The sequence below is a fragment of the Arthrobacter sp. Bi83 genome (genome assembly GCF_918698095.1).
Classification (GTDB): Bacteria; Actinomycetota; Actinomycetes; order Actinomycetales; family Micrococcaceae; genus Arthrobacter.
The window spans coordinates 1-19499 of the sequence record NZ_CAKKLY010000009.1 but is presented as its reverse complement, the minus strand read 5'-3'; the positions used below and the strand labels follow the sequence as shown (position 1 = coordinate 19499).

General features: G+C 65.9%; 18 protein-coding genes. 6 read left to right on the top strand and 12 right to left on the bottom strand.

Going from position 1 to position 19499, the window contains the following annotated elements:
- Window positions 1–567 precede the first annotated feature (567 nt).
- Both LQ144_RS06480 and LQ144_RS06475 read left to right on the top strand, forming a co-directional pair.
- Entirely contained in the window at window positions 568–1095 is a 528-nt protein-coding gene (locus LQ144_RS06480; RefSeq protein WP_230117752.1) for a plasmid pRiA4b ORF-3 family protein, read from the top strand.
- 234 nt (window positions 1096–1329) lie between these two features.
- Entirely contained in the window at window positions 1330–1884 is a 555-nt protein-coding gene (locus tag LQ144_RS06475; protein ID WP_230117751.1) for a TetR/AcrR family transcriptional regulator, read from the top strand.
- A 372-nt stretch (window positions 1885–2256) separates the two neighbouring features.
- On the opposite strand, the gene LQ144_RS06470 is transcribed toward LQ144_RS06475, so the two are convergent.
- From LQ144_RS06470 to LQ144_RS06430, 9 genes are all read right to left on the bottom strand, one after another.
- Complete coding sequence (locus LQ144_RS06470; protein ID WP_230117750.1) at window positions 2257–3381, bottom strand: FUSC family protein; 1125 nt, start codon at window positions 3379–3381, stop codon at window positions 2257–2259.
- Between the two features lie 113 nt (window positions 3382–3494).
- Window positions 3495–4895: an MFS transporter gene (locus LQ144_RS06465; RefSeq protein WP_230117749.1), complete on the bottom strand. Its 1401-nt coding sequence runs from the start codon at window positions 4893–4895 to the stop codon at window positions 3495–3497.
- A gap of 67 nt (window positions 4896–4962) precedes the next feature.
- Complete coding sequence (locus LQ144_RS06460) at window positions 4963–6468, bottom strand: NAD-dependent succinate-semialdehyde dehydrogenase (protein ID WP_230117748.1); 1506 nt, start codon at window positions 6466–6468, stop codon at window positions 4963–4965.
- A 116-nt stretch (window positions 6469–6584) separates the two neighbouring features.
- Window positions 6585–7406, bottom strand: a complete 822-nt coding sequence (locus tag LQ144_RS06455) for an HpcH/HpaI aldolase/citrate lyase family protein (protein WP_230117747.1) — start codon at window positions 7404–7406, stop codon at window positions 6585–6587.
- A complete protein-coding gene (hpaH, locus tag LQ144_RS06450; RefSeq protein ID WP_230117746.1) occupies window positions 7391–8176 on the bottom strand; it encodes a 2-oxo-hept-4-ene-1,7-dioate hydratase in 786 nt (261 codons plus the stop codon). Before hpaH ends, LQ144_RS06455 begins: the two co-directional genes overlap by 16 nt.
- Window positions 8177–8264: 88 nt before the next feature.
- Window positions 8265–9359 (bottom strand): 3,4-dihydroxyphenylacetate 2,3-dioxygenase, encoded by a 1095-nt coding sequence (hpaD, locus tag LQ144_RS06445; RefSeq protein WP_230117745.1) that lies wholly within the window; start codon window positions 9357–9359, stop codon window positions 8265–8267.
- A 49-nt stretch (window positions 9360–9408) separates the two neighbouring features.
- Window positions 9409–10923 carry a 5-carboxymethyl-2-hydroxymuconate semialdehyde dehydrogenase gene (gene hpaE, locus LQ144_RS06440; RefSeq protein WP_230117744.1) on the bottom strand — a complete coding sequence of 505 codons (1515 nt, stop codon included), beginning with the start codon at window positions 10921–10923 and terminating at the stop codon, window positions 9409–9411.
- A gap of 11 nt (window positions 10924–10934) precedes the next feature.
- Window positions 10935–11657 carry a GntR family transcriptional regulator gene (locus LQ144_RS06435; protein WP_230117743.1) on the bottom strand — a complete coding sequence of 241 codons (723 nt, stop codon included), beginning with the start codon at window positions 11655–11657 and terminating at the stop codon, window positions 10935–10937.
- Entirely contained in the window at window positions 11654–13153 is a 1500-nt protein-coding gene (locus LQ144_RS06430; protein WP_230117742.1) for a fumarylacetoacetate hydrolase family protein, read from the bottom strand. The genes LQ144_RS06435 and LQ144_RS06430 overlap by 4 nt, the downstream gene beginning before the upstream one ends.
- Window positions 13154–13377: 224 nt before the next feature.
- On the opposite strand from LQ144_RS06430, the gene LQ144_RS06425 reads away from it, so the two are divergent.
- Window positions 13378–15288 (top strand): FAD-binding monooxygenase, encoded by a 1911-nt coding sequence (locus LQ144_RS06425; RefSeq protein ID WP_230117741.1) that lies wholly within the window; start codon window positions 13378–13380, stop codon window positions 15286–15288.
- Window positions 15289–15405: 117 nt separating this feature from the next.
- Here the strand turns inward: LQ144_RS06425 and LQ144_RS06420 are convergent, their stop codons facing one another.
- Window positions 15406–15888, bottom strand: a complete 483-nt coding sequence (locus tag LQ144_RS06420; RefSeq protein ID WP_230117740.1) for a hypothetical protein — start codon at window positions 15886–15888, stop codon at window positions 15406–15408.
- A gap of 435 nt (window positions 15889–16323) precedes the next feature.
- On the opposite strand from LQ144_RS06420, the gene LQ144_RS06415 reads away from it, so the two are divergent.
- The 3 genes from LQ144_RS06415 to LQ144_RS06405 all read left to right on the top strand — a co-directional run bounded on the left by LQ144_RS06415 (window position 16324) and on the right by LQ144_RS06405 (window position 17705).
- Window positions 16324–16788, top strand: a complete 465-nt coding sequence (locus LQ144_RS06415; RefSeq protein ID WP_230117739.1) for a phosphatase PAP2 family protein — start codon at window positions 16324–16326, stop codon at window positions 16786–16788.
- A gap of 100 nt (window positions 16789–16888) precedes the next feature.
- Window positions 16889–17260, top strand: a complete 372-nt coding sequence (locus tag LQ144_RS06410; protein ID WP_230117738.1) for a metalloregulator ArsR/SmtB family transcription factor — start codon at window positions 16889–16891, stop codon at window positions 17258–17260.
- Complete coding sequence (locus LQ144_RS06405) at window positions 17235–17705, top strand: SRPBCC domain-containing protein (RefSeq protein ID WP_230117737.1); 471 nt, start codon at window positions 17235–17237, stop codon at window positions 17703–17705. Before LQ144_RS06410 ends, LQ144_RS06405 begins: the two co-directional genes overlap by 26 nt.
- Window positions 17706–17807: 102 nt before the next feature.
- On the opposite strand, the gene LQ144_RS06400 is transcribed toward LQ144_RS06405, so the two are convergent.
- Both LQ144_RS06400 and LQ144_RS06395 read right to left on the bottom strand, forming a co-directional pair.
- Window positions 17808–18893, bottom strand: coding sequence for a glycoside hydrolase family 16 protein (locus LQ144_RS06400; protein WP_230117736.1), 1086 nt, complete (start codon window positions 18891–18893; stop codon window positions 17808–17810).
- Window positions 18894–19287: 394 nt separating this feature from the next.
- On the bottom strand, window positions 19288–19499 hold a 212-nt coding region (locus LQ144_RS06395; RefSeq protein WP_230117323.1), incomplete at its 5' end, for an aldehyde dehydrogenase family protein.

The following is a 19499-nucleotide window of genomic DNA, read 5'->3' as shown; positions in this document are numbered from 1 at the left end:
TCAAGACCTCGGCAGGCGCTGCAGCTCCAGCTCCCGCCCCGCGCAAACACCTTCGTCCTGTCCGGACTCCCATCCAGGCACGCCGACAAATACGACATCCGGTTCGCCCGGCAGTTTCTGGTCATAGCCGCGGACATGACCGGGGGCGCTGACCAGCGGCTGGACTCGTCCGTCCTGCGTCGCCCAGGAACTGGCACTCCGCTGCCTTTTCGATCAGGTTGAGGTCATTCAGGACCTGTATGACCTCGATCTTGCAGCCGACTGGCGGGGCTTTCTCGAACAACACATGTTCGAAGACACCGACAGCGAGATGGTCTACCAGAACGCCATGGAGGATTTCGAAAGCGACATCGAGTTGAACATGCAACTGGGCCCGCCCCCATGAAATTACAGGACTGGTTCGAGCCATTCAACGACACCTCCGTCCCGCCCTTCGTGCGCTAGAGCAAAGGATTGCTCCGGCGTCCGCCACCGTTCCGATTGCAGCCGCGGGCCCTGAAAGAATGGGCTGCATGGACAAACTGGAGGCTGGCGACCCGGTGCGCCGAATCGATACTGGAGGCTCGCGTGGAGCTCGTCGACAGCGAGCCTTCCATTTGGCGTCAGCTGGAGATGCCTGGCTCCCTGGCGCTGCCTCAGGTGCACCAGGTCCTGCAGGCAGCCTTCGGCTGGGAGGACGCGCACCTGCACCGGTTCACCCCGAATGACCCCTTCGCGCCGCTGCGGCCGGTCGATGGCCAAGTACCGGAGACCCTGCAGTGGCTCCCGGGCCGGGAGTGTGAAGAACCGGAGGACAGGCCCGAGGAGGACTGCACCCTGGAGCAGCTGTTCTCCCTTGAACTAGTCTCCGGCCGGCCGGCCGAAGCAGATGCTCCGCCGGCCCTGCTGACCGACGGTGAACGCCGCGGTCCGCTGGAGGACTCCGGCGGATTACCCGGCTACGAGGCGATCATGGACGCTTTGGCCGACCCGGCCCATCCCGATCACGCCGAATATTCCGCGTGGGTGACCGAGATCACCGGTTCAAATGAACCGTTCGACCCTGCCTCCCTGGATATCCCCGCTGTGAACCGGGCCCTGGCCGACCAGTTCTGAGCCCTCGAGTTGCGGCCTCAAAAAAGCCCGGATCATGGTGACAGTCATCGGTGTCGGAACGGTCAGCTGCCCGAACGGCTGGGCTGACGGGGCCATCGGAATCCAGCCCCCGTCGTCGAACTGATGCAGTCGGGACGCCCTAGACAGAACGGTCTGTCTCGGCCCAAGGGGATTGTGTATTATCCATGTGTGCAGACCCCCGAGAGCAGAGCTGAACAGTCAAGGCGCCCTGCAATGGACAGGCCTCGGGAGAAGATCGTTGCCGCCGCCTACGAACTGTTCGCCCGTCGCGGGATCCGCGATGTCGCAGTCGACGAACTGATCCGTGCGTCAGGCGTGGCCAAGGCAACCTTCTACAGGCACTTCCGCTCCAAGGACGATGTCGTCCTTGCCTTCCTCGAGCAGTGGTACTTGGAACGCACGGCCGCGATCCAGAACGCAATCGCCCGGCGCGGGACCAGCGACGAGGCAGCCATGCTGACGATCTTCGATGTCTTCGACGACTGGTTCCGCCAAGGCGCGGCCCAGGTTAGCTCCTTCCTGCACGTGATGATGGAAATGGGCCCCGACCACCCCCTCGGGAAAGCGAGCATCCGGTACATGGACCAGACGCGGCAACAGATTGCGGAACTCGCAGAATCCGCTGGCCTTAACGACCCGCACGATTTCGCCTGGTCCATTCACATCCTGATCAAGGGAGCCATCGTCGCCGCGGCCGAGGGCGACTCCCGCGCCGCTGGCCGCGCCAGGGCCATGGCCGAGCTGCTCATGGACCACCACCGGTCCTAAGCCCTCGCTGCGCTCTCCCGGCGGACCTCGTCACCGGAGGGAAGCGGCCGAAATGTCTCGTAACCGCACCTGTCTCACAAAATATTTGCCAATGAACTGGTCTATCGCTTGGCTTGGCGTGGAATCTAGCGCTTTCCGAAGCGAGGAAAAACACCTCCACCCAAACTGCTGAGCTGATGACGCCAGCCCGTTAGTGGGGCCGGCAAAATGGCCGCATGCGAAAATGACCGCATGACCCACGAACCGCAGCGCCCGGGCTTCCACCCCGTGGTTGCAACTGCCGATCCCTTGGACACTGTTCGGCACTGATCCAACGTCATGCGCTGCGCGTCAGGCGTCCTCGGATACACGGCGAACTCAGCCAGCGGCCTCCTACAGCGGCGGCAGGATGTCGCGGGCCTCGCGCGGGTCGATGCCGGTGGCCTCGAGCAGGTCCACCATGAGCGGCCGGAACAGCATCACCACGGTTTCACCCTCCAGCCGCTGCACTTTGAGCATCCTCGGGTGCAGCCGCCCGGCGATGTCGCTCAGGTCGACGCGGGCCGTGCGCAGATGGGTGCGGCGGACGCCGTCGTGGACCTCCGCTAGCCCCAGCGAGAGCTCATCGATGGCCGCAGCCGTCTCCTGCAGGACCTCGGCAATATTCTCGACGGCTTCGTCGGAGAGCGCCGCGTGGTTGATGGCGCTGGTCAGCCGGCGCGCGAAGACCCGGCTGTTGCGCAGCGCGAGGTCAATGAAATCCAGTGACTGTTCCAGCCGGTCCAGCTCGTCCCGGTGCCTGCGGTAGGCCGGCGCCAGGGTAGCCACCTCGCCGGACGCCCGCAGCGACTGCCTCATCGCATCCACCAGCGGCTGGCAGTTGCGGCCGCGCACCAGCGCATGCCACGCCTCGGTGGAATCGCTGTGGAGCAGGGCCGACGCGCACTCGCGCAGCACCTCCGCGAGTTCGTGCAGGAGCTTCTGGACGTCCTTCCGGGGCTCACGGCGCGGGTCCTTGGGCACCAGAATGGTGACCAGCAGCGCAAAAACACCGCCCACCACGGCGTCGATGCTCCGCGTGAACGGCCCGCCGGCCGGCGCCGGCAGCAGCACCACGAGCAGGGACTGCAGCCCGAGCTGGGTGGTGAAGATGGTGCCGCTGTCCAGGAAGCGGGCCAGCAGGATGGAGAAAAGAAGGACGACGGCGGCCTGCCAGATTCCGGCGCCCAGCCAGTGAAGCAGCAGGTCGCCGACGACGATGCCCAGGGTACAGCCCAGGCCAACCTCCACCACCCGGCGGAGGCGCGGATCCCGGGAGAACCCGAGGGCAATCAGCGACGACGTGGCCGCGAACAGGGGACCGGTGTGCCCCAGGATGTACTCGGCGAACGCATAGGCACCCACGGCGCAGACCGTCATCTGGATGGCAGGGACCAGCGAGTTGCGGCTCCGGACCACCCCCGTGCGGATCCTTCCTCGCAGGAACCGTCTGCTTGCGGAGAGTCCTGTCTGGGCCATGGCTTCAGTCTATTGCCGGAGCCGACCCCGACATTGCCGCGGCAGGCCGGGTAGCCCTACTGCCGGTAGTGAGCCTGTCGAGGACCGGGGGGCGACAGGCTCACTACCGGGGATCAGACCTCGTTCGTGACGGGGCTGCGCCGGTCGAAGACGGTGGCGCCGACTTCCTGCTCGGCCTGGTTATCGATGCCCAGGTCGATGCCCTTCCGTTCGCGGATCATCAGCACCGCGCCCGTTGAGATCAGCGCGACAACGAGCAGGTACGCAGACACCGACATGGTGGTCCCCGTCGCCTGGACCAGTGCGGTGGCGATCGCCGGAGCAAAGGCACCGCCGATAATCGCGCCCAGAGCATAGGAGATGGCCACTCCGGAGAAACGGATGGATGCCGGAAAGAGTTCACTGTAGAGGGCGGCCTGCGGTCCGTAGGTGAGGCCGAGTCCGACGCTGAACAAGGCCAGGCCCAGGAACATGGCCCAGATGTTGCCGCTATTGATGAGCCAAAACAGCGGGAAGAACGTGACCATCAGGCAGCCATAGCCGATGAGGTAGGTCTTCTTGCGGCCGATGCTGTCGGCGAGGAAGCCGGCGATGAGCGTAAAGACGAACCACAGGGCGGCCGCGGCCGTGACGGCGAGGAGCACCTGGGTGCGGTCCATGGCCAGTCCCTTCGGGGCGGTGGCGTAGCTGAGGATATAGCCGCCGGTGGTCATATACCCGGCGGCGTTGTTGCCTGCAAAGACCAGCGCCGCAAGGAGGACCAGCAGCCAGTGCTTTTTGAACAGCTCCACGATCGGAACGCGCGTCTGCTGCCTCCGAGTGGCGATTTCCGCAAAGACAGGGCTCTCGTCTACGCTCCGACGCACAATGAAGCCCACGATGATCAGCACGAAGCTGAGCAGGAACGGGACACGCCAGCCCCACTCGACGAAAGCCGCACCGGGCGAGACCACGCCGGACATCAGGGCCAGGACGCCGGCCGCAAGCAGCATGCCCAAGGGGACGCCGAGTTGCGGGAACGAACCGAACAGTCCGCGCTTGGAACTGGGCGCGTGTTCCACGGCCATGAGGACCGCACCGCCCCATTCCCCGCCCGCAGAGATGCCTTGCAGGATGCGCAGAAGCAGCAGCAGGACGGGTGCAGTCAGGCCGGCGGTCTCGTAGGTGGGCAGCACGCCGATCAGGGTGGTGGCGGCTCCCATGAGGATCATGGTGAGGACCAGCATGGCCCGGCGACCCAGTCGGTCTCCGAAGTGTCCGGCCAGGAATGCGCCCAAGGGCCGGAACAGGAAGCTCAGACCCACTGACGCGAAGGAAACCAACAGGGCTATGTCGTTGCCGGCGGGTTCGAAGAAAAGCTTGGCGAAAACCAGGCCGGCAGCGTTCGCGTAGATGAAGAAGTCGTACCACTCGACGGTGGTCCCGACGATGGTGGCAAACGCTACGCGACGGTTTTCCCGTCCCGAATTTCGTTGCGGTGCCGAATTGCGTTGTTGATGCGACAGGGCGCTCATTGTGTCTCTTTCCTGCGGGCACGTCGGTGTGTCCCGCTAGCGGTGGCTTTTGACGAAGTCCAGAAAGTCAGGAAGCGTACGGGTCGGCGATGCCGATGTACTGCGTGGTGGTGTATTCGGCGATGCCTTCGGAGCCGCCTTCACGCCCGAGCCCGGAGTGCTTGACGCCGCCGAACGGAGCGGCGGCGTTGGAGATGACGCCGGCGTTGAAGCCAACCATGCCGAACTCGATCTGTTCGGCCACACGGAGCAGCCGGTTGAAGTCCCGGCTGTAGACGTAGGACGCCAGACCGTATTCGGTGGCGTTGGCGAGCCGGATGGCGTCCAATTCGGTGGTGAAGGTGGTGACGGGAGCCACCGGCCCGAAGATCTCCTGGCGCAGGATCTCGGCGTCATTCGGCACGTTGGCCAGGACGGTGGGCTGGTAAAAGTAGCCAGCGCCCGCTACCGGTGCGCCGCCGGTAACCGCTGTGGCGCCGGCCTCGACGGCGGCACTCACCAGTGCGTGCACGTCGTCACGGGCGCCGGCGTCGATCAGCGGGCCGACCTTGGTGTCCGGTTCCGTCCCGCGGCCGGTGACCAGGGCTCCCATGGCAGCGGCGAATTTTTGTGTGAACTCGGCCGCCACGGATTCCTGGACCAGAAAGCGGTTGGCTGCGGTGCAGGCTTCGCCCATGTTCCGCATCTTGGCGGCCATGGCTCCGTCCACAGCCTTGTCCAGGTCGGCGTCCTCGAACACGATGAACGGGGCGTTGCCGCCGAGTTCCATGGAGGTGCGCAGGACATTCTGTGCGGCGTCGGCCATGAGGCGCTTGCCGACCGGGGTGGAGCCGGTAAAGGAGACCTTCCGCAGCCGGGAATCCTTCAGCAGCGGCCCTGAGATCCCCGAAGCGCTGGAGGAGGAGACGACGTTCAGGACGCCGGCGGGCAGGCCGGCGTCGAGCATGGTCTGGGCAAACAGCTGTGCGGTCAGCGGGGTGAGCTTGGCTGGCTTGAGGACCATGGTGCAGCCGGCTGCGACGGCCGGGGCGACCTTGCGGGTGGCCATGGCGAGCGGGAAGTTCCACGGAGTGATGAGCAGGCAGGGGCCCACGGGCTTGTGCTGGACCAGGATCTTGTTCTTGCCCTCCGGTGTGGTGAGGTAGCGGCCGTAATCACGGACTGTCTCCTCCGAGAACCAGCGCAGGAATTCGGCGCCGTAGGTAACTTCGCCGCGGGCTTCGGCCAACGGTTTGCCCATTTCCAGGGTCATCAGCAGGGCGAAGTCCTCGGCCCGTGCGGTCACGAGGTCGAAGGCGCGGCGCAGGATTTCGGCACGTTCACGCGGCGCCGTCCGGGCCCAGGAGGCCTGGGCCTTGTCTGCGGCGTCGAGAGCGGCCAGTGCGTCTGCGCTCGTGGCGGAGGCCAGGGTGGCGAGTACCTCCCCGGTGGCGGGGTCGTGCACGTCGAACGTGCCGCCGTCGGACGCCTGCCGCCACTGCCCGCCAATCAGCAGGCCGGTGGGGACGGAGGCGAGAAGATCAGTCTCACGGGCGGGTGAGATGGCAGGGGAGAGTGCGGGCGAAGTGGACATGCGGGAGTCTCCTCAGAAAGTTTTGGTCGGGGTTTCGACAGGCTCAACCAGCGGAAGCGGTTTCGGCAGGTTCTACCAGGGGAAGCGGTTTCGACAGGTTCAACCAGCGGTTCGAGTCAGTAGCTGGTCGGGGTTTCAGCAGGCTCAGTTACCGCGTCCCGCGTGATGTACTCGGCGGCTAGTGCTTCGGAGCCGCGGGCCAGGATTGCCACGTCGGCGCCCACCAGAACAAACGCGGCGCCGGCCGCCAGGTAGCTGCGGGCGGTGTCCGGGCTGAAGGCGTTCACGCCGGCGGGTTTGCCCGCCGTGTTGGCGGCGGCGATGCAGTGTTCGACGGCGGCGCGCACCTTTGGGTGTTCCTGCTGTCCCAGCAGGCCCATCGAGGCGGCGAGGTCTGACGGTCCCAGGAAGATGGCGTCCACACCGTCCACCGCCAGGATGTCCTCCACCGCGGCAACGGCGGATTCGGATTCGATCTGCACGGTCACGCTCACCGTTTCGGAGGCGCGGGCCAGGTAGTCCGGAATGCGGTTCCACCGGGCGGCGCGGGCCAGCGCGGAGCCGACCCCGCGGACGCCGTGCGGCGGGTAACGGGTGGCGGCGACGGCAGCTTCGGCCTCGGCCCCTGAGTTCACCATGGGGACCAGCAGGTTCTGGACGCCGAGGTCCAGATACTGCTTGATCACCACGGTGTCGTTGACCGGGGGACGGACCAGGGTCTGGACGGGGTAGCCGTGCACTGCCTGGAGCTGGGCCAGGATTGATTCCAGGCCGTTGGGGCTGTGTTCGGCGTCGATCAGGAGCCAGTCCAGGCCTGCCCCGGCGCAGATCTCGGCCACGAGCGGGCTGCCGGAACAGACCCACATGCCGGCGAGCGGCCTGTCCGCGGCTGCCAAGGCGTCTCGGAATGTTGCATCGGGTTCTACTCGAATCGGCACGTGATGCTCCCGAGGGGTCCGTAATCGGCGTGGACGGTGTCACCCTTGAAGACCCACAGCGGTCGGGTGAAAGAGCCGGCGAGGATGATGTCCCCGGCCTTCATGCCGTCGCCGTGGGCGGCAATCTTGTTGGCGAGCCAGTGCACGCCCGCGGCGGGATGGTCCAGGACGCCGGCGGCCACGCCGGTCTCTTCCACCGTCTGGTTCTTGTAGAGGATCGCGGATACCCAGCGGAGGTCGACGGCGTCCGGGCGGACGGGATTGCCGCCCACCACCATGGCGCCCATGGCCGCGTTGTCCGCGATGGTGTCCACGATGGTCCGGCCCTCCATCTCGATCCGGGAGTCCAGGATTTCGAGCGCCGGGACCACGTAGTCGGTGGCGTTGAGGACGTCGAAGATGGTGCAGCCGGGGCCGGAGAGGTCCTGCTTGAGCACGAACGCGAGCTCCACCTCGACCCGCGGGTGTGTGTACCTGTCCCACTGAACGGAGCAGCCGGTTTCGAGGACCATGTCGTCGAAAATCGCGCCGTAGTCGGGTTCGGTGATGCCCGTGGCCGCCTGCATCGCCTTGGACGTGAGGCCGATCTTGCGGCCCACGAGCTTCCGGCCGGCTTCCTCGTTCCGCCGCCGCCACAGCTGCTGCACGGCGTAGGAATCCTCCACCGTCATGTCCGGGTAGCGGGCGGTCAGGCGCGGCACCGGCGTCCGGCTGCGGCCGGCCTCCACGAGTTCGTCGGCGATCGCCTCGATTGTTTTCGGGTCAAGCATTCATGCGCTCCTCAATGGTGGGCAGGTCAGTCCGTCGGACGGCTGCCGGCCCCGCACGCCATGGCGCGGGGCCGGCAGCGCTGTCTGGCTAGACCTGCGCCCCGAGTTTGAACCCCTCGGCGTCGGCTCCGTCTTTGCGCGTGTAGGAGAAACCGTCGGCGCCCACGGTGACGGCCATCTCCGAGGCGTCGGTGCGCTCGATGACGGGCTGAGGATTGCCGTCCAGGTCAAGGACCAGGGACGCCTCGGTGTACCAGGACGGGACGACGGGGTTGCCCCACCAGTCGCGGCGCTGGTTGTCGTGGACGTCCCAGGTCACCACGGGGTTGTCGGGGTCGCCGGTGTAGTAGTCCTGGGTGTAGATCTCGATGCGGTGGCCGTCCGGGTCCAGGATGTAGAGGTAGAACGCGTTGGAGACGCCGTGCCGGCCGGGGCCGCGCTCGATCCGGTCGCTGATGCGCAGGGCGCCCATCTTGTCGCAGATCTGGATGATGTTGTGCTTCTCATGCGTGGCGAATGCGACGTGGTGCATGCGCGGGCCGTTGCCGCCCGTCAGTGCGGTGTCGTGCACGGTCTGCTTGCGGTGCATCCACACGGCATAGGTGACGCCGTCTGAGTCCTGGATGTCCTCGGAGACGCGGAAGCCAAGATCCTCGAGGTATTTGCGGCCGCGCGGAACGTCGGGGGTGACCTGGTTGAAGTGGTCCAGCCGGACCAGTTCCCCGGCGGAGTAGAGGTCGTAGCGCTGGGTGAGGCGCTCCACGTGCTCGGTCTCGTAAAAGAACTCATAGGGGAAGCCCAGCGGGTCCTCTACGCGGACGGAGTCGCCGATGCCCTTGGTGAAGCCATCCTTGCGGCGTTCGGTGCGGCAGCCCAGTTCCTTGTAGTAGGCCTCGGCGGCGTCCACCTCGGCGGGGGACTTCACCCGGTAGGCAAAGGCGGCGACGGCGGCGATCGGCCCCTTGCGCAGGACCAGGTTGTGGTGGATGAACTCCTCGAGGGAGCGCAGGTAGATGGTGTTCTCGTCTTCCTCGGTGACGTGCAGGCCGAGGACGTCCACGTAGAACTCGCGGGACTTGGCGAGGTCGGTGACCACGATTTCCATGTAGGCGCAGCGGACGATGTCAGGCGCCGGTACGGAAGGCTTGGGGATGATGTTGTCCTGTGAAATTTGGCGGTTCATGGGATTCTCTCTTCTTTGAAAGGGGTCTGGTTGGGCGCTGACGAAAGACTTAGGCGCCGAATTTCGGGGTGTGGACGGTGCCGAGCGTGATGTGCACGGCCTGCTGGTCGGTGTAGAAGTCGATGGAGCGGTAGCCGCCCTCGTGGCCCAGCCCGGAGGCCTTGACGCCGCCGAACGGGGTGCGCAGGTCGCGGACGTTGTGGCTGTTCAGCCACACCATCCCGGCTTCCACGTTCTGGGAGAAGTTGTGGGCCCGGGTGAGGTTCTGGGTCCAGATGTAGGCCGCCAGGCCGTAACGGGTGTTGTTCGCCAAAGCCAGCGCTTCGTCGTCGTTCTCGAACGGCGTGATGGCGACGACGGGGCCGAAGATCTCCTCCTGGAAGATCCGGGCGTCCGGGGCGACGTCGGCGAACACGGTGGGGGCGATGTAGTTGCCCTCGGGCAGGTGCTCCGGGCGTCCGCCGCCGGCCAGGAGCCGGCCTTCTGACTTGCCGATCTCCACGTAGGAGGCCACTTTGTCGTAGTGCTCGGGATGGACCAGGGCACCGACCTGGGTCTTGGGATCGTGCGGATCGCCGACCACGATTTTCTTTGCGCGGGCCGCGTACTTTTCGCAGAACTCGTCGTAGATGGCGCGTTCGACGAGGATGCGGGAGCCGGCGGTGCAGCGCTCCCCGTTGAGGGAGAACACGCCGAACAGCGCGGAGTCGATCGCGGCGTCGAGGTCGGCGTCGGCGAACACGACGCACGGGGACTTGCCGCCAAGTTCCATGGACAGGCCCTTGAGGTTGGCCGCGGCGTTGCGGAAGATCGTCTGCCCCGTGGTGGTCTCGCCGGTGAAGGAGATCAGCGGGACGTCCGGGTGCTTGACCAGCGCGTCGCCTGCCTCCTCACCGAGGCCGTTGACCAGGTTGAAGACGCCGTCCGGCAGGCCCGCGTCCTTGAAGATCTGTGCCCAGAGCGAGGCCGAGAGCGGGGTGAACTCGGCCGGCTTGAGGACCACGGTGTTGCCGGTCGCCAGTGCAGGGGCGAGCTTCCAGGACTCCAGCATGAACGGCGTGTTCCACGGCGTGATGAGGCCGGCGACGCCGATCGGCTTGCGGTTCACGTAGTTGATCTGCGAGCCGGGGACCTTCATGGCGTCGTCGAACTGGGCCACGATCAGGTCCGCGAAGAAGCGGAAGTTCTCGGCTGCACGGAGGGCCTGGCCCTTCGCCTGGGTGATGGGCAGGCCGGTGTCGAAGGTCTCCAGTTCTGCGAGCCGTTCCTCCTGGGCCTCGACGGCGTCCGCGATCCGGTTCAGGACGCGCGCGCGCTCGCGGGGCTTCATCTTAGGCCACGGGCCGTTGGTGAAGGCTTCGCGGGCGGCGGCAACAGCGAGCTCGATGTCCTCTTTCTGGCCCGCGGCGGCGGTGGCGTAGTTGGTGTTGGAGACCGGGTCCAGGACGTCGAAGGTTTTGCCGCCCACGGAATCGACAAATTCGCCGTTGATGTAGTGCTGGATGTGGGTGGGAAGATCCTGCGGAACGTAGTGGGCCGTGGTTTCTGCGGCAGTGAACGTCATTGTTACTTTCCTTACTGCTGGGAGGTCTGCGGGGTCGGGTGGTCGGCTGCAGCGGCCTGCACTGCTGCCGGGGTTTGGGCCAGGTAGGCGTCCAGTGTGGCGCTGCGGTGCAGGCGGGCCGCCTTTTCTATGTCGTCGGCACTGGCGCCGGTTTCGACGAGCCGGAGCAGGGCTTCGTGTTCGGCCACTGAGTCATGAGCGCGGCCGGGGACGAAGCGGAACGTGGAGGACCGCAGGGACGCGAGCCGGTTCCAGCCCCGGTGGACAAGGTCCAGGATGTGCGGGTTGGGGCAGTGCTCGAACAGGACGCTGTGGAAGTCCTGGTTCAGCCGGGTGAACCGGACGGGGTCGAAGTGTTCCAGGCATTCGCGCATCTCGGCGTTCACTGCCCGGGCACGGGCAATGTCAGCCTCCCCGATCAGCGGGGCGGACAGTGCGGTGGCGGCGCCCTCGACGATGCTCAGGGTCTGCATCGTGTAGAGGTACTCGGTGGGGTCGATCCCGGACACGGTGGCGCCGACGTTCCGTTCGAACTTGACCAGCCCTTCGGCTTCGAGCCGGCGGATGGCTTCGCGGACCGGAACCACGCTGACCCCGAGGTCCTCGGCGATCTTGGCGAGAACCAGCCGGTAGCCGGGGGAGTAGGTCCCGTCCACGATCCGCGCTTTGACGGCCGCGTAGGCCTGTTCTGATTTGCTGCCTGCGCGCGTGCCTGCAGTGGCTGTTTCAGTCATTTGGTGCCCGCTTCCCATTCCTCGTAGCGTGCCCGCCATTCGGCGTTGAGCGGGTAGAGGCCGTCCACGCTGTGGCCCTGCTGCACCATTTCGGCGATGAAGACTTCCTCGCGTTCCTGGGCGATCGAATCGTCCGCGAGCTCTGCGGCAAGGGCCGGCGGGATGACCAGGATGCCATCAGAGTCAGCCACGATGATGTCTCCGGGCTGCACGGTGGTGCCGCCGCAGGCAATGGTGATGTCCGTGTCCCAGGGAATGTGCCGGCGGCCCAGGACGGCGGGGTGCGGGTTGGAATAGTAGGTGGGCATGTCCATGGCGGCCACCGCGGAGAAGTCACGGACCCCGCCGTCGGTGATGATGGCTGCGGCACCGCGGACCTGGGCGCGGAGGGCTAGGATGTCGCCGATGGTGCCGGTGCCCTTCTCGCCGCGGGCTTCCATGACGAGGATCTCGCCCTCGTTGACCGAATCGATCGCCTTCTTCTGCGCGTTGAAGCCGCCGCCGTGGGTCTTGAAGAGGTCCTCGCGGTTGGGCACGTAGCGCAGGGTCCGGGCGAGGCCCACGATCCGCCTATCCGGCCGGGTGGAGCTGAGGCCGTCGATGCTGACGTTGTTCAGGCCCCGCTTGCGCAGCTGGGAGGACAGCGTGGCGGTGCAGACGCTCTCTAGCTTGGCCTTCAGCTCCGGCGTCAGTACCGACACCGTCGCCGCCCCGGCTGCCAGACCGGCGGCTTCCCGGGAGCCGTAGGCTTCCTCCCGCTGGAGATCATCCGTCTTGGGCCGTGCACCAAAATCGGCGAACGGCGTCGTACCTTCCTCCACCCGGGTGACCAGACGGCCGGTGGCGAGGCCGGCGCCGGTGAGTTCGGCGCCGCCGGTTCCCGCCGTCGTCGTACTGACTTCAACCTCGACGACGTCGCCTGGCTTGGCAACGGAGGCGCCGGCCGGCGTGCCGGTAAGGATGATGTCGCCCTCTTCGAGCGTGAGCAGCTGCGAAAGATCAGCGACGAGCCGGGCGAAAGGGAACAACAGGTCTTCGGTGGTGTCGTCCTGGACCAGGTCGCCGTTGTGCCAGGTACGGATGCGCAAGCCGGCCGGGTCGACGGCGTCCGCGGCGATGAGTCCGGGGCCGACGGGAGTGAAGCCGTCGCCGCCCTTGGACCGGAGGTTGGAGCCCTTATCCGCATAACGGAGGTCGTAGACGCCGAGGTCGTTGCTCGCGGTGACCCATTCGACGTGGCTCCAGGCGTCCTCCACTCCGATACGACGGGCAGGCTTGCCGATAATCAGGGCGATCTCGCCTTCGTAGCCGAGGAGTTCGCAGCCGGCAGGGCGTTCCACCGTTGAGCCGCTGAGGGCCAGGGAGGAGGATGGCTTCAGGAAGTAAGACGGCTGTTCCGGAGTGCGGCCGCGCTGGGCTGCCCGGCTGGGGTAGTTGATGTGCACCGCGATGACCTTGCGGGCCGCGGCCAGGATGTGGTCGGTGACCTGTTCCAAGAGTTACTCCTCATCGAGTACGAAATCGTATACAATCACTATTGCCTAGGAGCCACCGAACGTCAACCCCTGATTTCTCGGGTGTTTTCAAGGGCACTTGTAACGCAGGTCATATCTGCGTACAGTTTTGAATCATCCAAAGATTTCTATTATAGAACGATTAGTTCTGATATCGAACACAATTGACTGCCCTAAACAGCCACACAACGAAGTGAGGAATCCCCGTGCATTTCCACCATCACGGTTACGTATCCGGTGACCCGCGATTCCAGCCGGCCGCCGGTGTCGGCATCAACCGGCCCACGGAGCTTCCCGACGAGGTCGACGTGCTGATCGTGGGCACCGGGCCCGCAGGCATGCTCACGGCCGCGCAGCTGTCCCAGTTCCCCGGCATCACCACCCGCATCGTGGAGCGCCGCGGCGGGAGGCTCGAGATCGGTCAGGCCGACGGCATCCAGGCCCGGAGCGTCGAAACCTTCCAGGCCTTCGGCTTTGCGGAGCGGATCATCGCCGAGGCCTACCGGATCACCGAAATGGCGTTCTGGAAGCCGGACCCCCAGAACCCCTCAAACATCGTCCGGGCCGCCCGCACGCTCGACGACCCGGCCGGGATCAGCGAATTCCCGCATCTCATCGTCAACCAGGCCCGTGTGCTGGACTACTTCGCCGATGTCATGGCGAAAGCCCCAACGCGCATGTCGCCGGACTACGGCTACGAGTTCCGCGGGCTGGAAGTCGGCGAGGGGGAGTACCCGGTCACAGTGACGCTTGCTCACACGTCCGGCCCCGACGAGGGCAAGGAGCGTGTGGTCCGGGCCAAGTATGTTGTGGGCGCGGATGGTGCGCGGAGCAAGGTGCGGGAGTCGATCGGCTGCACCATGGCAGGAGACCAGGCCAACCACGCATGGGGGGTCATGGACGTGCTCGCCACCACGGACTTCCCCGATATCCGCCTCAAGTGCGCCATCCAGTCCCATGACGGCGGCAGCATCCTGCTGATCCCGCGCGAGGGCGGCCATCTCTTCCGCATGTACGTCGACCTCGGCGAGGTGGCCGCGGACGACCGTGGAGCCGTCCGCAAGACCACCATCGAGCAGATCATCGCCAAGGCCAACGCGATCGTCCATCCCTACACCGTCGACGTCCGCAATGTGGCGTGGCACAGCGTCTACGAGGTGGGCCACCGCCTTACCGACAGGTTCGACGACGTCCTCCCGGACCAGCGCGGCACCCGCACGCCGCGTGTGTTCATTACCGGTGATGCCTGCCACACGCACAGCGCCAAGGCCGGCCAGGGGATGAACGTCTCCATGCAGGATGGCTTCAACCTGGGATGGAAGCTCGGCCACGTCCTCGAGGGCCGCAGCCCGGAGAGCCTGCTGTCCACGTACTCGGCCGAGCGCCAGGTCGTCGCGAAGAACCTTATCGACTTCGACAAGGAGTGGTCCACACTCATGGCGAAGAAGCCGGAGGAATTCGACAACCCCTCCGAGCTCGAGGACTTCTATGTCAGCACCGCCGAATTCCCGGCAGGGTTCATGACCCAGTATTCCCCCTCAATGCTCATCGCCGAGTCCGCACACCAAGACCTGGCCACCGGCTTCACCATCGGGAAGCGCTTCAAGTCCGCGCCCGTCGTGCGTGTCTGCGACACAAACCCGCTGCAGCTCGGGCACCAAGCCACTGCCGACGGCCGGTGGCGCATCTACGTCTTTGCCGACCCGGCCGCGGCCGGCGCCCCGTCGCCCGTGGCCGACTTTGCCGAGTGGATCGCGAACTCACCTGACTCGCCGCTGTCCGCAACGCCGTCGGGAGCCGACCGTGACGCATGGTTCGACGTGAAGATGATCTACCAGCAGGACCACACGAACATCGACATCGGCACCGTCCCGGCGGTGTTCAAGCCGGAGGTCGGTCCGTTCCAGCTCACCTATCTCGAGAAGGTCTACGCCACCGATCCGGCGGCGGATATCTTCGAACTGCGCGGCATCGACCGCGGCGGGGTCGTCGTGGTGGTGCGCCCGGACCAGTACGTAGCGAACGTCCTGCCCTTGACGGCGACGGCGGAACTCGCCGCTTTCTTCGCGCCCCTCCTGCGAGCAGGCAAGCGCGTCCCCGAATTCCTGGACCACTGAGTAAACCGGCTCCTTATCCACTTATGAACTGCAGGCTGCGCCCATTCGGGTGCAGCCTGCAGTGTCGGTGGCCGGAGCCGGCCGGGGACGCAGGGCGGGACATCCAGCGCCGGGCGTCTAACCTGCTGATGGCTCCGGGTCCAATGCCCGCAGCGCGGCCGCCGCGGTGATCCCGTAGGCCAGATGCGGGAAGATATCGCTTAGCCAGTCCGTACGGGACCACGTGCGGGGGTCGGTCACTCCGAGCGCGGTCATGGGGCCATTGCCGACGACGAGCGCCCCGGCCGTGGCGGCCAGACAAGTACCGAGAGGACCGGGCCGGTATCCGGCCCCGCGGACCAGCCCGAGAACGGCACCGACGCTGATTCCCGCCATGAGGCCCATCAATGGCCCCAATCCGGCTATGCGGTTCGTGCGTTCGTCCTCGGTGCCCGGGATCGGAATGCCAGTGACGTCCGCAAGCTTCTTCACGGTGGCTTCGGGAGTGCTGCTGGCGGCGCGGGCCCGCCAGACCATGTCCAGGTACGCGACGGTGTTCAGGGCGGTAGTGCCTGCGGCTCCCGCCAGAGCCCCGGCGGCAAGAGCTCCTTTGATGGTCATGATTGCGGCTCGTGGGCCGCGCTGTTGTCCCGGATCATGGATCCTCCCTCGCTGGTCACGGGGACGATGTCTTAGGGGCCGTCCCTGTCGTCATTTGTCATGGTGCTCCCCGAAGCGCTCGGGGGCAAGAGGCGACGGTTCGGCTGGCGCGTCCCGTCCGGCCGCAGCTACGGATTAATCCCGGGCAGGCAACAACCGCTTCGGCGTCAGCGCGCTGACCCCCCCATGTTAGTGGCCTCCGGCAACCTTTTCTTGAGGGCTGCCCAAACTTTTTCCAAGCCGGGGCTGTCATTGTGGCAGTGCCCCGGACGCTGCTGCCTGGCTCGGCGACCGCTTTGGGCCTGATTTGCTTCTTCGTCTGGGTGTCCGGGTCGGTGGACTCCCGCGCTGGATGTCCTGGTCACTGCCTACGCCTTCTTCGGTGACACGGTTGGGATGCCAGTTCTTGTCGTGACTGCCGCAGGGATACTGGCCATCAGGTGGAAGTCCTGGATCCCGGCAACCCACATAGTCACGGCATCGGCCGGTTCGCTGCTGATGACGATCGTCGGCAAGCGGCTCGTGGTCCGCATCCGCCCACCTCTGCTCGAGGCTGTACCGCCCTATGATTTCTCCGCCTCGTTTCCCAGCGGGCATGCGTTGAACTCGGTTGTCATCGCTGGCATGATCGCCTACTTGATCACGCTGCGCGTGGATAGGACGCGGAGCCGTGTGCTCGCCGCCTCCGTTGCGGTCCTGTTCGCCGTGACCATGGGCCTCAGCGGGGTCTACCTCGGCCACCACTGGCTCACTGATGTCCTGGCGGGTTGGGCGCTGGGTGGGGCTTGGCTCGTAATCGTCATTACTGCCTACCGTGTGTACAAACGAGGTGGCGGGCAGGCCATCGAGCAGGTTCAGTAGGCAAGGCGTCCTGCGGAACCCTTGACAGCGGGACCCACGGAGCACATATTTAACGTATTAGTTAATTAGCAAAAGCGTTAAGTATAAAAGGCGCCCTCTGATGTCATCCGACCGGCTCAGCCTCATCTTCTCGGCGCTCGCCGACTCCACTCGCAGGGCGATCCTGGCCCGGCTGGCGGAGGGCGAAGCCACCGTCAATCAGCTGGCAGAGCCCTTCGACATCAGCCTTCCGGCGATCTCCCGCCACCTTAAGGTGCTCGAAACCGCCGGTCTGATCACCCGGAGCCGGAATGCGCAATGGCGCTCCTCGAAGCTCGAGGCCGCACCGCTGCGCGAGGCCGCCGAATACATGGACAGGTACAGGCGCTTTTGGGACGACAGCTTCAGCCGTCTCGATGCGCATTTGCGAAAGATCCAACAAGATCCGAAGAATCAGGAGTCAGGCAATGAACACCCAAGAGAACACCACTGAGTCCCACACCCTCACCATGACCAGGGAGTTTGATGCTCCCCGCGAACTGGTCTTCAAAGCCTTCACTGATCCGGACCAGCTCGCCGCATGGTTCGGCCCGGAGGGAGTGGACTCGCCCCGGGAGCGGATCGTCGTCGAACCCCGTGTCGGCGGAGCCTGGCAGCTGGTCATGGTCTGGGACGAGGACGGCGTCGCCAAGGAGGGGCCCATCGACGCCGTGATCTCCGCCTACGACCCGCCGTCGCTGCTGGTGGCCACGCAGAGGGCAGAGCCCGACACCGGCACCACCCGCCAAGTCGAAATGCGACTTGAGTTCGAGGACCTCGGAGGAGGCCGGACCCGGCTGCACCTTACGCAGGGCCCGTTCGACAGTACCGAATGGGTGGACATGACGCGCGAGGGCTGGGGTACCTCGTTTACCAAGCTCGACAAGGTGCTGGCCTAGACCCTGCCACGGCAGGGGCGGCTCGCAGCCGGCCACAAAGAAAGGATGCCGGCACCCTCGCGGGCGCCGGCATCCTGCTTGGCTGATTTTGTCGGTGCTGGCCTACTTGTAGACGCGCACCCAGTCGACCTGCATCTGCGACGGTGACGTGGCCGAGCCGTCAGGGAACCAGTCGAGCTGAAGTGTCTGGTGCATGCCGACGGAGGGCTGGTGCGCCGGGTTCGTGTCGGTGAACGTCTTCACGCCGTCGATGTACCCGGTGATGCCGGCGGGGGTCCACTCCACCGCGTAGTTATGCCACTGCGTGCTATCCACCGGCTTCGCCATCGTGGTCTGGGCGCCGCCGCCGCAGGCATAGTGCAGGAAGAACTTCATCAGAGCGGTGTCCGAGGTGCTCTCGGCGTAATCGATCTCGGCGCAGTTCGGGGAAGCGTTGTTATTGGGCCAAAGGATAAGGACCGGATGGTATTCAGAGTCCCGGACGTTGGTCTTCATGCGCGTTTCCCAACGGCCGTACTTCTGCTGAGCGAACTTGGCTGACATGCCGCCCGTGGTTCCGGCGGAGTTGCCGCTCACGGTGGCCACACCGTTGCCGACCGACCAGGCCTGGGGGCTGCGGACGCCCTTGCCCGCGTGGCCTGAACCGTTGTAGACACCCCACTTCGTGCGGTCCGGAGCGCCGGCGTAGGAGAACTCATCGCCGGTAACAACCGGACCCCACCCGTGGGTGGTGGCAGCTTGGGTGCCGTTGCCCGCGGTGGCGACGGGTGCGGGGGCTGCCGGCGCCGGCTTGGCCGGTGCGACGGGTGCGGGAGCCGCAGGTGCCGGCTTTGACGGCGCGGGTGGAGCTGCCTTGACAGGGGCGGCTGCCTCCGCGGCCTTCGCCGCCACTGCCGTAGCGGGGGCAGCAGCAACGGGCGCTACCTGGCGCGCAGCAGTCTTGGCCACGGGCGCGGGGGCTGCTGCGGCGGGGACCTTCTCTGCCGCGCGCTTAGCGGTTGCCGCGGCGTGGGCGGTTTTTGCCTTGTTCGCGGCGGCGGACGCCGGCGCCTTGGCAGCAGCTGAGACTCCGGCCGTCGGGGCCGTCGCAGCCGCGGCGGAGACAGCCGGGGCCGCGGAACCGGGCGCTGATGCCTGGTGGGTCGTTGCAGCGCCGCATCCGGTCAGGGACACGGCACCAATGGTCATTGCAATGGCTAGTTTTCTATTGAACAAAAGACCCTCCGGGGCATAGACAGGCGCACACGTATGTAACCACAACGAGGTGATGACCGCGTGGGGGAAGCTCTTTTCGGCCCCCCTTGGCAGGGGGTCGTAGCGGCTGTATCGCCACTCGACGCTCCGGGCCCAGCATTCGGGCATCCGGGGCCCCTCTGGGGCCAGGTCCTCTGGACCAGTCGCCAACGTTACCGGTTCGTGACCATTGACTGCAAACCGAAACTGGTTGTTGTGACTCGGGGAGTAGCGTTAGCCGGCGTTCCCCGGCGGGTCTGGTTCCCGGCTGAAAATGGTTCGCGAGGACGAAGAAGAGCCGCCGTCGCATGGAGCGACGTCGGCTCTTCTGCCGAGGGTAGGTGACCCGTTAGCCGTTGATGACCTGGGGGATGCCGAGGGCTTTGAGGCCTTCGACGCCGAATTCCAGGCCGTACCCGGATTGTTTGGCGCCGCCGAAGGGGACGCGGGGGTCAACTGCGCCGTGCTTGTTGATCCACACGGTGCCGGCCTCGATGCGGGCTGCGACCGCACGTGCGCGGGCCGGATCGGAGGACCAGACCGAGGCGCCAAGCCCGACGT

Bases quoted from the DNA above. Each gene is read 5' to 3' on its own strand.
- LQ144_RS06415 (WP_230117739.1), top strand. From the start codon at position 16,324: ATGCCAGTTCTTGTCGTGACTGCCGCAGGGATACTGGCCATCAGGTGG.
- LQ144_RS06400 (WP_230117736.1), bottom strand. From the start codon at position 18,893: ATGACCATTGGTGCCGTGTCCCTGACCGGATGCGGCGCTGCAACGACC.
- LQ144_RS06475 (WP_230117751.1), top strand. From the start codon at position 1,330: ATGGACAGGCCTCGGGAGAAGATCGTTGCCGCCGCCTACGAACTGTTC.
- LQ144_RS06435 (WP_230117743.1), bottom strand. From the start codon at position 11,657: ATGACTGAAACAGCCACTGCAGGCACGCGCGCAGGCAGCAAATCAGAA.
- LQ144_RS06470 (WP_230117750.1), bottom strand. From the start codon at position 3,381: ATGGCCCAGACAGGACTCTCCGCAAGCAGACGGTTCCTGCGAGGAAGG.
- LQ144_RS06460 (WP_230117748.1), bottom strand. From the start codon at position 6,468: ATGTCCACTTCGCCCGCACTCTCCCCTGCCATCTCACCCGCCCGTGAG.
- hpaE (WP_230117744.1), bottom strand. From the start codon at position 10,923: ATGACGTTCACTGCCGCAGAAACCACGGCCCACTACGTTCCGCAGGAT.
- hpaD (WP_230117745.1), bottom strand. From the start codon at position 9,359: ATGAACCGCCAAATTTCACAGGACAACATCATCCCCAAGCCTTCCGTA.
- LQ144_RS06420 (WP_230117740.1), bottom strand. From the start codon at position 15,888: ATGACCATCAAAGGAGCTCTTGCCGCCGGGGCTCTGGCGGGAGCCGCA.
- hpaH (WP_230117746.1), bottom strand. From the start codon at position 8,176: ATGCTTGACCCGAAAACAATCGAGGCGATCGCCGACGAACTCGTGGAG.
- LQ144_RS06410 (WP_230117738.1), top strand. From the start codon at position 16,889: ATGTCATCCGACCGGCTCAGCCTCATCTTCTCGGCGCTCGCCGACTCC.
- LQ144_RS06465 (WP_230117749.1), bottom strand. From the start codon at position 4,895: ATGAGCGCCCTGTCGCATCAACAACGCAATTCGGCACCGCAACGAAAT.
- LQ144_RS06405 (WP_230117737.1), top strand. From the start codon at position 17,235: ATGAACACCCAAGAGAACACCACTGAGTCCCACACCCTCACCATGACC.